Annotated in this window: 14 protein-coding genes; 8 read left to right on the plus strand and 6 right to left on the minus strand. The window is 51.9% G+C overall.

Features of this window, described 5'->3' with window-relative positions:
* Positions 1-63: 63 nt before the first annotated feature.
* From acrA to OGV67_RS02980, 6 genes are all read left to right on the plus strand, one after another.
* The gene (acrA, locus tag OGV67_RS02955; RefSeq protein ID WP_049009804.1) at positions 64-1,257 is read left to right on the plus strand and encodes a multidrug efflux RND transporter periplasmic adaptor subunit AcrA; all 1,194 of its coding nucleotides are present in this window, start codon (positions 64-66) and stop codon (positions 1,255-1,257) included.
* Between the two features lie 22 nt (positions 1,258-1,279).
* Entirely contained in the window at positions 1,280-4,426 is a 3,147-nt protein-coding gene (gene acrB, locus OGV67_RS02960; RefSeq protein ID WP_012133513.1) for an efflux RND transporter permease AcrB, read from the plus strand.
* Positions 4,427-4,927: 501 nt separating this feature from the next.
* A complete protein-coding gene (gene tomB / locus OGV67_RS02965) occupies positions 4,928-5,302 on the plus strand; it encodes an Hha toxicity modulator TomB (protein ID WP_012133514.1) in 375 nt (124 codons plus the stop codon).
* Between the two features lie 27 nt (positions 5,303-5,329).
* A complete protein-coding gene (gene hha, locus OGV67_RS02970) occupies positions 5,330-5,548 on the plus strand; it encodes a hemolysin expression-modulating protein Hha (RefSeq protein ID WP_002892050.1) in 219 nt (72 codons plus the stop codon).
* Positions 5,549-5,731: 183 nt separating this feature from the next.
* Positions 5,732-6,283, plus strand: a complete 552-nt coding sequence (gene maa, locus OGV67_RS02975) for a maltose O-acetyltransferase (protein ID WP_047458424.1) — start codon at positions 5,732-5,734, stop codon at positions 6,281-6,283.
* Positions 6,284-6,396: 113 nt separating this feature from the next.
* Positions 6,397-6,867, plus strand: a complete 471-nt coding sequence (locus OGV67_RS02980; protein WP_115615350.1) for a YlaC family protein — start codon at positions 6,397-6,399, stop codon at positions 6,865-6,867.
* 77 nt (positions 6,868-6,944) lie between these two features.
* Here OGV67_RS02980 and ykgO read toward each other — a convergent pair whose 3' ends face one another.
* Together ykgO and OGV67_RS02990 are read right to left on the minus strand one after the other, a co-directional pair.
* Positions 6,945-7,085 (minus strand): type B 50S ribosomal protein L36, encoded by a 141-nt coding sequence (gene ykgO / locus OGV67_RS02985; protein WP_003859006.1) that lies wholly within the window; start codon positions 7,083-7,085, stop codon positions 6,945-6,947.
* Between the two features lies 1 nt (position 7,086).
* Positions 7,087-7,347 carry a type B 50S ribosomal protein L31 gene (locus OGV67_RS02990; protein ID WP_012133519.1) on the minus strand — a complete coding sequence of 87 codons (261 nt, stop codon included), beginning with the start codon at positions 7,345-7,347 and terminating at the stop codon, positions 7,087-7,089.
* Positions 7,348-7,572: 225 nt separating this feature from the next.
* Between OGV67_RS02990 and pdeB the strand changes: the two genes are divergently transcribed.
* Positions 7,573-9,123, plus strand: coding sequence for a cyclic di-3',5'-guanosine monophosphate phosphodiesterase PdeB (gene pdeB / locus OGV67_RS02995; protein ID WP_115615004.1), 1,551 nt, complete (start codon positions 7,573-7,575; stop codon positions 9,121-9,123).
* Between the two features lie 39 nt (positions 9,124-9,162).
* Here the strand turns inward: pdeB and OGV67_RS03000 are convergent, their stop codons facing one another.
* Both OGV67_RS03000 and yczE read right to left on the minus strand, forming a co-directional pair.
* Positions 9,163-9,516 (minus strand): DUF1428 domain-containing protein, encoded by a 354-nt coding sequence (locus OGV67_RS03000; protein WP_012133521.1) that lies wholly within the window; start codon positions 9,514-9,516, stop codon positions 9,163-9,165.
* Between the two features lie 79 nt (positions 9,517-9,595).
* A complete protein-coding gene (gene yczE / locus OGV67_RS03005) occupies positions 9,596-10,210 on the minus strand; it encodes a membrane protein YczE (RefSeq protein WP_012133522.1) in 615 nt (204 codons plus the stop codon).
* Positions 10,211-10,296: 86 nt separating this feature from the next.
* Here yczE and yczR point away from each other — a divergent pair, with 86 nt between their 5' ends.
* On the plus strand, positions 10,297-11,724 hold the full coding sequence (gene yczR, locus OGV67_RS03010; protein WP_071259887.1) for a MocR-like transcription factor YczR: 1,428 nt from the start codon (positions 10,297-10,299) through the stop codon (positions 11,722-11,724).
* Between the two features lie 20 nt (positions 11,725-11,744).
* Here the strand turns inward: yczR and OGV67_RS03015 are convergent, their stop codons facing one another.
* Positions 11,745-11,960 (minus strand): hypothetical protein, encoded by a 216-nt coding sequence (locus OGV67_RS03015; RefSeq protein WP_012133524.1) that lies wholly within the window; start codon positions 11,958-11,960, stop codon positions 11,745-11,747.
* A complete protein-coding gene (locus OGV67_RS03020) occupies positions 11,957-12,208 on the minus strand; it encodes a hypothetical protein (RefSeq protein ID WP_012133525.1) in 252 nt (83 codons plus the stop codon). Before OGV67_RS03020 ends, OGV67_RS03015 begins: the two co-directional genes overlap by 4 nt.
* Between the last annotated feature and the right edge of the window lie 139 nt (positions 12,209-12,347).

A 12,347-nucleotide genomic window follows, 5' to 3' on the forward strand; every position in this document is an offset into this window, starting at 1 on the left:
AGCAATGGGTTTGTGGACTTTTGACCATTGATCAATTTGAAATCGGACACTCGAGGTTTACATATGAACAAAAACAGAGGGTTTACGCCTCTGGCGGTCGTTCTGATGCTCTCAGGCAGCTTAGCGCTAACAGGATGTGACGACAAACAGGCCCAACAAGGTGGTCAGCAGATGCCAGAAGTTGGGGTTGTGACGCTCAAAACTGAACCTCTACAGATCACTACTGAACTCCCGGGTCGCACCAATGCATACCGTATTGCGGAAGTTCGTCCTCAGGTAAGCGGAATTATCCTGAAACGTAACTTTACGGAAGGCGGCGACATTGAAGCGGGTGTGTCTCTCTATCAGATTGATCCTGCGACTTACCAGGCGGCTTACGAAAGCGCCAAAGGCGATCTCGCTAAAGCGCAGGCGGCTGCAAATATCGCTCAGTTAACGGTTAAACGTTATCAGAAACTGTTGGGTACGAAATACATCAGCCAACAAGACTACGATAGCGCGCTGGCAGATGCGCAACAGGCGAATGCGTCCGTTGTGGCGGCAAAAGCGGCCGTTGAAACCGCACGCATTAATCTGGCGTATACCAAAGTGACCTCCCCGATTAACGGCCGGATCGGTAAATCATCCGTAACGGAAGGCGCGCTGGTACAAAACGGCCAGGCTACCGCCCTCGCGACAGTACAGCAACTCGACCCGATCTATGTGGATGTAACGCAGTCAAGCAACGACTTCCTGCGCCTGAAGCAGGAGCTGGCGAGCGGCAAACTGAAGCAAGAGAACGGCAAAGCGAAAGTCGAGCTGGTCACCAGCGACGGCATTACCTATCCGCAATCCGGTACGCTTGAGTTTTCTGACGTCACCGTCGACCAAACCACCGGTTCTATTACGTTACGCGCAATCTTCCCTAACCCGGACCATACCTTACTGCCTGGTATGTTTGTTCGCGCACGTCTGGAAGAAGGCACCAATCCTGATGCATTGCTGGTTCCCCAGCAGGGCGTTACCCGTACGCCACGCGGTGATGCCAGTGCGTTGGTTGTCGGCGCCGATGACAAAGTGGAAACCCGTCAGATCGTCGCAAACCAGGCGATTGGCGATAAGTGGTTAGTCACTGATGGACTCAAATCGGGCGATCGCGTGATTGTTACCGGGCTGCAAAAAGTGCGTCCTGGCGCGCAGGTTAAAGCGCAGGAAGTCACCGCTGATAATCAACAGCAAGCCGCAAGCGCTAACCCGTCTGAACAGTCTAAGTCTTAACTTAAACAGGAGCCGTTAAGACATGCCTAATTTCTTTATCGATCGCCCTATATTTGCGTGGGTGATCGCCATTATCATCATGTTGGCAGGGGGCCTCGCGATCCTCAAACTGCCGGTAGCGCAATATCCAACGATTGCGCCGCCCGCAGTGACGATCTCCGCGACTTACCCTGGCGCTGATGCGAAAACCGTGCAGGACACGGTGACGCAGGTTATCGAACAGAACATGAACGGTATCGATAACCTGATGTACATGTCCTCAAACAGTGACTCCACGGGTACCGTGCAGATCACCCTGACCTTCGAATCCGGTACGGATGCAGATATCGCGCAGGTTCAGGTGCAGAACAAACTGCAACTGGCCATGCCGCTGCTTCCCCAGGAGGTTCAACAGCAGGGTGTGAGCGTTGAGAAATCATCCAGCAGCTTCCTGATGGTTGTGGGCGTCATTAACACCGACGGCACCATGACCCAGGAGGATATCTCTGACTACGTTGCGGCGAACATGAAAGACGCCATCAGCCGTACGTCAGGTGTGGGTGACGTGCAGCTGTTTGGTTCGCAGTACGCGATGCGTATCTGGATGGACCCAACGAAGCTGAACAACTTCCAGCTCACGCCAGTGGATGTGATTAACGCGATCAAAGCGCAAAACGCCCAGGTTGCGGCCGGTCAGCTTGGCGGTACGCCGCCAGTGAAAGGCCAGCAACTGAACGCCTCCATCATCGCGCAAACGCGTCTGACCTCTACGGAAGAGTTCGGTAAAATTCTGCTGAAAGTGAACCAGGACGGCTCCCAGGTTCGCCTGCGCGATGTAGCAAGAATTGAACTGGGCGGTGAGAACTACGACATCATTGCGAAGTTCAACGGACAGCCTGCGTCTGGTCTGGGGATCAAGCTGGCGACCGGTGCGAACGCGCTGGATACCGCAAACGCCATCCGTGCAGAACTGAAGAAGATGGAACCGTTCTTCCCGTCAGGGATGAAGATCGTTTACCCGTATGACACCACCCCATTCGTGACGATCTCCATTCACGAAGTGGTGAAAACGCTGGTAGAAGCCATCATCCTCGTGTTCCTGGTCATGTACCTGTTCCTGCAAAACTTCCGCGCGACGTTGATTCCGACAATCGCGGTGCCGGTGGTGCTGTTGGGGACATTCGCCGTGCTTTCGGCGTTCGGTTTCTCGATAAACACGCTAACAATGTTCGGGATGGTGCTCGCCATCGGCCTGTTGGTGGATGACGCCATCGTGGTGGTAGAGAACGTTGAGCGTGTAATGTCCGAAGAAGGATTGCCGCCGAAAGAAGCCACGCGAAAATCAATGGGCCAGATTCAGGGCGCGCTGGTGGGGATCGCGATGGTGCTGTCAGCGGTATTTATCCCGATGGCCTTCTTCGGCGGGTCTACAGGGGCTATTTATCGTCAGTTCTCCATCACCATTGTGTCCGCAATGGCGCTGTCAGTGCTGGTGGCATTGATCCTGACGCCAGCCCTGTGCGCCACCATGCTTAAGCCGGTTGCCAAAGGCAGCCACGGGTCAACCAAAGGTTTCTTTGGCTGGTTCAACAACATGTTCGAAAAGAGCACGCACCACTACACCGACAGCGTAGGCAACATCCTGCGCAGCACCGGTCGTTATCTGCTGCTCTATCTGATCATCGTGGTCGGCATGGCTTACCTGTTCGTTCGCCTGCCAAGCTCCTTCTTGCCGGACGAGGACCAGGGAGTCTTCCTGAGCATGGCGCAGCTGCCAGCGGGCGCAACCCAGGAGCGTACGCAGAAAGTTCTCGATGAGATGACCGACTATTATCTCACCAAAGAGAAAGATAACGTTGAATCCGTCTTTGCGGTTAACGGCTTTGGTTTTGCTGGTCGTGGTCAGAACACCGGTATCGCGTTCGTCTCGTTGAAAGACTGGGCCGACCGTCCGGGGGATGAGAATAAAGTCGATGCGATCACCGGTCGCGCGATGGGCGCATTCTCCCAGATTAAAGATGCGATGGTGTTCGCCTTTAACCTGCCAGCGATTGTCGAACTGGGTACGGCAACGGGCTTCGACTTCCAGTTGATTGACCAGGGCGGCCTCGGTCATGAAAAACTGACGCAGGCGCGTAACCAGCTATTTGGCGAAGTGGCAAAACACCCGGATCTGCTGGTCGGCGTTCGTCCGAACGGTCTGGAAGATACGCCGCAGTTCAAGGTCGATATCGATCAGGAAAAAGCGCAGGCGCTGGGTGTTTCCATTAGCGATATTAACACGACGCTGGGCGCAGCATGGGGCGGCAGCTATGTGAACGACTTCATCGACCGTGGTCGTGTGAAGAAAGTTTACGTCATGTCTGAAGCGAAATACCGTATGTTGCCGGAAGATATCGGAAACTGGTATGTGCGCGGTAGCGATGGTCAGATGGTGCCGTTCTCGGCCTTCTCCTCCTCGCGCTGGGAATACGGTTCACCGCGTCTGGAACGCTATAACGGTCTGCCTTCAATGGAAATCCTCGGCCAGGCGGCACCAGGTAAGAGTACCGGTGAAGCAATGGCGATGATGGAAGAGCTGGCAAGCAAACTACCATCCGGCATCGGCTACGACTGGACCGGGATGTCTTATCAGGAACGACTGTCCGGCAACCAGGCGCCTGCCCTGTACGCCATTTCACTGATCGTGGTCTTCCTGTGTCTGGCGGCGCTGTATGAAAGCTGGTCTATTCCGTTCTCCGTTATGCTGGTGGTGCCGCTCGGGGTTATCGGCGCGCTGCTGGCGGCAACCTTCCGTGGCCTGACCAACGACGTTTACTTCCAGGTGGGCCTGCTCACAACCATTGGGTTGTCGGCGAAGAACGCGATACTTATCGTCGAATTCGCCAAAGACTTAATGGATAAAGAAGGCAAAGGTCTGATAGAAGCAACGCTGGAAGCGGTACGTATGCGTTTACGCCCGATCCTGATGACGTCTCTGGCGTTTATCCTCGGTGTTATGCCGCTGGTTATCAGCTCTGGCGCAGGTTCCGGCGCGCAGAACGCTGTGGGCACCGGCGTAATGGGCGGGATGGTCACCGCAACAGTTCTGGCTATCTTCTTCGTTCCGGTCTTCTTTGTGGTGGTACGCCGCCGCTTTAGCCGCAAGAGCGAAGACATTGAGCACAGCCATTCGGTAGAGCATCATTGATTCATCTCCTGTGAAAAGGCCGCGCAAGCGGCCTTTTTTCTGGATAAAAATCATAAAAAGCGCTTATTGTTAGTTTGTTTATTCACCGTAGAATAAATAAGACATATAATCCCCAGCGTGCTAAAGGCTATTCTTAGAGAGTCTGGTCATTTCTTATTTTTTCCGTTAATTAAGAAATCATTAAGATTATTCCTGGTATATCGTGAGTGTAACAGCCTTCTTAACAATCGTTGTTAGCACAAATGACGATAACTCAATGATTGCAAAAACAATAAAAAGATCGCCTCATTTCAGGCATCGTCTTTTACGGTTAAAATGTAAAATTGCGTTGGGGCAACATACTTTTACCTAATTGTAATTTTTCGTAATAGGACGATGAAATCTTTTTTAGAGTGGATTATAGTTAAAACATCAGGAGAAGAGCGCAAGTTCCAGGTCAGTTAGTTGTATCCATCCCGAAAGGTGTTCGGTTAGTTCAAGCCACTAAGAAGGGGATGCGTTATGGATGAGTACTCACCCAAAAGACATGATATCGCACAGCTTAAATTTCTCTGTGAAACCCTGTATCATGACTGTCTTGCAAACCTTGAAGAAAGCAACCACGGTTGGGTTAATGACCCTACTTCGGCAATCAATCTTCAGCTCAATGAACTGATAGAGCATATTGCAACCTTCGCACTTAATTATAAAATTAAGTATAATGAGGACAATAAGCTGATTGCACAGATAGATGAATATCTGGATGACACCTTTATGTTGTTCAGCAGTTACGGCATTAATGCGCAGGATCTGCAAAAATGGCGAAAATCAGGAAACCGCCTGTTTCGCTGCTTCGTCAATGCCACCAGGGCGAATCCTGTTAGCTTGTCATGTTAAAAATTATTACAATCATAGGTAAGATTTATGTCCGATAAACCATTAACGAAAACAGATTATTTGATGCGTTTACGACGCTGCCAGACAATAGACACGCTGGAACGTGTAATAGAGAAAAATAAATATGAATTGTCTGACAATGAATTGGCTGTATTTTACTCAGCAGCAGATCACCGTCTTGCAGAATTGACGATGAATAAGCTCTACGACAAGATTCCCACCTCCGTGTGGAAATTCATTCGCTAATTTTTGCATAACGCTATGGAGAATACGTTCGTTCTGCCTGACCGAGGGTTTCCCTGTATTTACCGTTAATTCCTATTTTACGTCTCGTGATTTAGATCACATCAAGGTAACGGGAACGTTCCCTTAAAAGGCGTTGCGCTTTACTGTACTGCGGCAGTTAATCCACAAACAGAAGAGTGCATAATGAGCGAAGAAAAGCAGAAGATGATTGCCGGTGAGTTATATTGCCCGGCCGATGAGACATTGCGCAACGACCGCCTGCGGGCGCGCCAGTTGCTTCATCGATACAACCACTCCGCACCGGACGAGAAGAATGCGCGACAGGCTATTCTGAGCGACCTGCTAGGCCAGAGCGACGGTGCGTATATTGAGCCCTCCTTCCGCTGTGATTACGGTTACAATATTTACCTCGGCAAAGCATTTTACGCTAACTTCGACTGTGTGATGCTGGATGTCTGCCCGATTCATATCGGCGACAATTGTATGCTCGCGCCTGGCGTGCATATCTATACGGCGACGCACCCGCTGGATGCCACAGAACGCAACAGCGGTAGGGAACTGGGTAAACCTGTAACCATCGGGAATAATGTCTGGATCGGTGGTCGCGCCGTGATTAACCCTGGCGTCACCATTGGCGACAACGCCGTTGTCGCATCGGGCGCCGTCGTGACCAAAAGCGTTCCGGCCAACGTTGTGGTCGGTGGAAATCCCGCGCGAATCATTAAAACGCTGTAAAGCGAATTGTAACTGTTATGATAAATTGTGGTTAATCTGTTACTTTTTTCATGAAGTTCGCCCTTCTAAAATGGGCTGTTCCCTGAATGTTACAGAAATCACAAAGGCAAATGATGACAGAAATACAGCGCCTGCTGACGGAAACGATTGACGATCTCAATGCTCGCGAGAAACGCGACAACAGACCGCGTTTCAGTATTAGTTTTATTCGCAAACATCCGGGGCTGTTTATTGGCATGTATATCGCCTGGTTTGCCACGCTGGCCGTCATGCTGCAATCAGACACGCTGGTGGATTCAGTGTGGCTGCTGGTCGTATTATTCGTCCTGTTGAATGGTTTTTTCTTTTTTGATGTCGCCCCGCGTTATCGCTACGAGGATATCGACGTGCTGGATTTCAGGGTTTGCTATAACGGAGAATGGTATAACACGCGCTTCGTTCCCCCTGCGCTGATCCACGCTATTCTTCAGTCACCGCATGTTGGCAGCGACCAGAAAGCACAATTACAGAAGATGATAACGCGTAAAGGCGAACTCTCTTTCTACGATGTTTTCACGCTCACTCGCACAGAGGCAAGCCGCTAGTTTTCTCACTGTTGCAGATGTAAAAAGTGCGTACCGTCCCTGGCACGCACTGTAGTCCCTGCAATGTTGGCAAATCATTAACGTCTTTTTTTACGACCCTGCACCGCTTTAAAACGTGGATTGGATTTGCAGATCACATATAAACGCCCTTTGCGTTTAACTATCTGGCAGTCCGGGTGCCGCTGCTTTGCGCTACGCAATGAATTCAGTACCTGCATCTTATCCTCGCTTAGCGCCAATAAAATTTCCGAAACGTTTCTGGAAACGTGCTGCGCTGCCTTCGTTATCAAAGGTTTTTTGTTTTCCGGTGTAATAAGGGTGTGATTTAGAAGACACCTCAATGGTGACATACGGATAGGTCACGCCCTCAAGCTCAATCTCACGCTCGGTTTTGATCGTTGACCCCACCTTAAAGTATTCATTCGCACTGGTATCGTGGAACACCACGGTGCGATAGGCAGGATGGATATTCGGTTTCATGACAGCCTCAATATTATGTTATAACGTAACAATAAAATACGCCGCAAATTGCCGCTTTTCAACCCTCATGATGATGTGGTTATCCTTCAACATTGTACGTTTTAAGTCGAAACAAGCCCTTATTGAGCCAGAAAGAGCAAAAGCAGTTAGAATAACGTGATTAAACGAAGGGCTTTTTTACGTTCAGATATACTCGCCATATGCTGCATCAATAAGGATATCACCGTGACAACACGACATTTGGTCAGCCTGGTCACAGGGGTGCTCATTCTGTCTGTCCTTGCCCCTGTGGGATTAAGCCTCTGGCTCGCTCATCGCCAGGTTGAAAAGAAATTTATTGAGGAACTTAACGTCTATTCATCACGCGTAGCCTTACGCGCTGACAAAGTTGCCTCCCAGAGCAAACTGGCGTTAGGCCAGCTAAACGCCTTTCGCGGTACGCCTTGTAGTAATGCGCATTTACTGACAATGCGCCGAATATCTTACAGTCTGCGCTACATTCAGGAAGTGCTATACCTCGACCAAAATATGCCTGTTTGCTCATCGCTGGAGCAAAAAAGCGCCCCCTTCGTTTTCCCCAAACCGGAAAAGATCACCCAGGACGGCTACCGCATATGGCTTACCTCGCAAAATGATTTAGGGCTCAAGCGCTTTATGGTCGCTGTGGGTAAAGGACACTATGTGGTCATGATGGACCCCGCCTCCTTCATTGATGTGATCCCATTTAGTTCATGGCATATTGATGCCGCTATTATTGGCGAAGCAAATAACATCGTGGCCGCCAGTAGCAATCGGCTCGATCCCGACATTATTCGACAATTGCAGCAGTCGCCCGGTCAATACCGGGAAGATCGCAACAGTGTCTACACGATTCAGCGCTCTCCCGAAATGAACATCGCCATCGTGACCTGGGCCTCCACGCTGCCGCTACAAAAGAACTGGTATCGCCAGGCGTTTACCTGGCTGCCGCTGGGGATGATGGCGAGCCTGCTGGCGGCGGCGTTTATTCTGCGCATTCTTCGCCGCTTACAATCACCACACCACCGTTTACTGGACGCCATCCATAACCGTGATATTAAGGTGCATTATCAGCCGATTATTTCGCTGAGTAGCGGGAAGATAGCAGGCGCGGAAGCGCTGGCTCGCTGGCCGCAAACCGACGGCAGCTACCTTTCGCCGGAAATATTTATTCCCCTCGCAGAACAAACGGGGCTTTCCGAACCGCTCACCCACCTGATTTTAGAGACCGTTTTTGAGGAGATGGGAACATGGCTGCGACAACACCCTGAGCAGCACATTTCTATCAATATTGAGGCAACGACCCTTGCGTCGGAGAAACTTCCGGTACATCTCAGTCAGTTGCTTAACCGGAGTCAGATTTCACCGTCGCAAATCGCGCTGGAGTTGACCGAGCGTGAGTTTGCCGATCCCAAAACCAGCGCGCCAGTCATTGCCAGATACCGCAAAGCCGGTCACGCGATTTATCTTGATGACTTTGGCACTGGCTATTCCAGTCTTTGCTACTTACAGAATCTGGACGTGGATATTCTGAAGATCGACAAGTCCTTTGTTGATGCGCTGGCCTACAAAAATGTGACGCCGCATATTATTGAAATGGCGAAAACGCTGAAGCTGAAAATGGTGGCGGAAGGTATTGAAACGACGCATCAGGAGGACTGGTTACGCCAGCACGGCGTGCAGTATGGTCAGGGATGGCTTTACAGCAAAGCGCTGCCCGCCGCAGAATTTATTTTGTGGGCGGAAAAACGGATTTAGAATGGGGACGGCTGGCGGCACGCCGCACAGCCTGTCGCTTCAGTCATCCAGAATGGGAGAGAATCCGCCGTAAATCATGCGCTTGCCATCAAAAGGCATGGCATCGCCAAACTCCTTCATTCGTGGGTCTGACATCATTTTCTGATTCGCCGCGTCGCGAACCTCTTTCGAAGGGTATTCAATCCAGCTAAACACCACCTCTTCGTGATCTTCCGCTTTCACCGCCATGCGAAAGTCAGTCAATTTGCCGTCCGGCACATCATCAGCCCAACACTCAACGACGCGTAACGCCCCAAACTCTTTAAAGAGAGGAGCCGCTTTTGCCGCCATTTCCCGATACGCCTCCTTGTTTTCAGCAGGTACGGCAACCACAAAACCATCAACATACTTCATGAGAAAAACCTCCGAAGCGTACTGCGCGGCAAGCCAATTCTGGCCGCGTCAGTCGTTGTTAAGTCTAGTCGCCATCGCGTTACTCTGCTGTGGGCGAATGACGAACCCGAATGCGTGCCCGGGGTTGATAGCGAAACCACGGCAAGCAGATCTGAATCAGCGGCCCGATAGCCAGCGCATACAATACCGTACCGACGCCCAGCGTCCCCCCCAGCAACCAGCCGCTCAGTAATACCGAAACTTCAATCGCCGTGCGGATGGCGCGTATCGACCAACCGGTGCGCGCGTGAATCCCGGTCATCAGGCCATCTCGCGGGCCTGCGCCGAAACCGGCCCCAATATACATGCTGGTCGCCAGCGCGTTGACCACTACAGCGGAGATCAACAGAACACTGCGGACAAGCAACGACTCAAAAGCGGGCAATACGGCCAGCGCAACATCCGCCGCCAGTCCAATAACGATCACGTTGCTGATGGTGCCAAGACCCGGGCGTTGACGCAGCGGAATCCACAGTAATAACACCAGCACGCCAACGGCGATAATCACCATGCCAATGTTCATTGACAGCAAATTCGCCACGCCAAGGTGGAAAACGTTCCACGGATCGGCCCCTAAGTCCGCACGCACAAACATTGCTGTCGATACGCCATAAAGAGCCAGACCGGTATACAGTTGAATCAGACGACGCAGCATTCTTCCATTCTCCCCGTTCAGATACCTTTCATCTTCACCGCAATTGGCACTATGATTAATGTCCAGTTTTAAAAAAGTGGACTGCTATGTCATCACGCCGCTATGGAAGCCAGTCTCTTCAGCGCCTGCTTGGGCACTGGCAGGAGACTCCCTCACGTACTCCTGTCTGGCGTCAGCTGGCGGAGGCCCTGCGTCTGCTGATTCTTGATGGCCGACTGGCGCTCGATAGCCGACTGCCCGGCGAACGCGAACTGGCCGCCGTATTGAAGATCAGCCGAACAACCGTCGCCAGCGCAATGGCGCAACTTCGGGAAGAAGGCTATCTGGAAAGCCGTCAGGGTAGCGGTTCGCGGGTGATCTTACCGGATGCCATCCACCCTGTGCCCACGCGCGGCGGAGCCAATATGGCATTGGATCTCTCTACCGCCGCGCTCAGCGCAGGCCCTGAAATTCACCAGGCTTACCAGCAGGCGCTTTGCGCAATGCCGCAGCATCTGCTGAGTTCCGGGTATCTGCCGCAAGGCCTGCTCTCTTTACGTGAATCTATCGCCCGGCACTATTGCGAGCGCGGCTTGCCAACCCGCCCTGATGAAATCATGGTGGTCAATGGCGCCGTGAGCGGGCTGGCGCTGCTCCTGCGACTCCTGACGGGCCCGGGCGATCGCGTGGTGGTGGATCACCCGACCTACCCGCTCGCGATCGCCGCGATTCAGGGAGCCTCCTGTCGCCCCGTTGGCGTCTCATTGCCCGAACAGGGCTGGGACACCGCCGGTCTGATGGCGACCATTGCGCAGACCGCGCCGAGAATGGTTTATCTGATGCCGGATTTCCATAATCCCACCGGGCGCTGTATGGATGCCGCCACGCGGCAAGCGGTCGCGGATATTGCCGCCAGAACGCATACCACGCTGGTTGTGGACGAGACGATGGTTAATTTGTGGTACGACGCCCCGCCGCCGCCCCCACTCGCGCATTACAATGCCGACGCGCCGATTATTATGCTGGGATCGGCAGGAAAAAGTTTCTGGGGCGGGTTACGTCTGGGGTGGGTTCGCGCCTCATCACGGACAATCGCCGCGCTGGTACAAACCCGGGATACGTTTGATTTAGGATCGCCGGTACTGGAGCAGTTAGCGACCGGCTGGCTGCTTGATAATGCCGCCAGCTTTCTTCCTGACAGACGGCAGTTGCTGTCCCAACGACGCGACCTGTGTTGTGAACTGATGCACGCGCATTTTCCTGAATGGCGCTTCAGGCAGCCGCAGGGCGGACTCTCTTTTTGGGTGGAGTTACCCGACACGCTGGCCACGCTCTTTGCAACGCGCGCTGAAAGCGAAGGGATTCAACTGGGCACCGGTACGCGTTTTGGTCTCGCGGGTGCGTTTGATCGTTTCTTACGTATGCCGTTCACCCTGCCGGATGAAACACTGCGATCGGCTTTTCAGACATTACAGCCGATATGGGACAACCTGCGCTCACAAAACAGCGCAGGGAAAATACGCAAAATTATCTAATATGGCCTGTCATCGTCGTTTTATTGCTGGCGTGGGACGGGGAAACCTTTCAGGGAAATAATGAAGTTCTCGCCGTCTTTCTTTATTTTTGCCCCGGCATCGCACCAGTCGGAGGCAATACGAAAGAATTCATCACTACCAACATTCCAGTTAAGACGAACATGCTTCACATAGCCGGAACGCAGTAATTCGCAGGCTTCGCCATAATTACTGGCGATTGAGAGTTGTTGTTTCATTTTTTCTTCTTGAGTAATCTGCGTAATGCTTTGATTTCTTTAGGAGTAAGCGGCTCATCCACGGATTCTTCCGTATGCTGACTGTCGATATCACTCGCCGAGACTCCCGCCTCTTCTGCGGCCTCAAATGCAATCAGCAGCAGTTTTTCTGTGGTGATACTTAAGTTCTCATTATTTGCTTCGGCATAATGGCGAAGCTTCTCTTTTAACGTCTCATCGATTTTGACATTTAGTACAGCAGTAGCCATCGTAAAGAGTCCTTGTAAACAGGCAAAACACGTCGTGTGCGACACAGCTATCGTCACCGCGTGAATATCAGGGCACAAACTGATTAATAACGTCCCGATAACACTCTGCCAGCATTTGATGACAAAATAATGACGTTAA

The organism is Citrobacter sp. CK188, assembly GCF_030333525.1.
GTDB lineage: Bacteria > Pseudomonadota > Gammaproteobacteria > Enterobacterales > Enterobacteriaceae > Citrobacter_B > Citrobacter_B koseri.